Source organism: Psychrobacter sp. TB55-MNA-CIBAN-0194, from assembly GCF_040309505.1.
GTDB lineage: Bacteria > Pseudomonadota > Gammaproteobacteria > Pseudomonadales > Moraxellaceae > Psychrobacter > Psychrobacter fozii.
In genome coordinates, this window is sequence record NZ_JBEOOW010000552.1 from 1 (window position 1) to 253 (window position 253).

The window sequence follows — 253 nt, forward strand, 5'->3', positions numbered from 1 at the left end:
GCGTTAGGGTCTGCCCAATCAAGCGTACTAAACGTCCACAAACCCGAGCTAAACCAGGTATCAAGCACGTCATCGTCTTGGCGCAATTTGACGTCGTCGCTTAGATTGTACTTAGTGCGTACTTCCGCTTCATCACGGGCAACATAAATCTCACCTGTCGCGTCGTCATACCACGCAGGGATACGATGTCCCCACCATAGCTGGCGGCTGATACACCAGTCCTGCAAGTCGGTCATCCACGACATATACATGT

General features: G+C 51.8%; 1 protein-coding gene. It reads right to left on the reverse strand.

All coding sequences use genetic code 11. The features are described from left to right. Window positions 1–253 (reverse strand): class I tRNA ligase family protein (locus AAEY75_RS16260; RefSeq protein ID WP_352260186.1); only part of this gene is annotated, 253 nt, incomplete at both ends.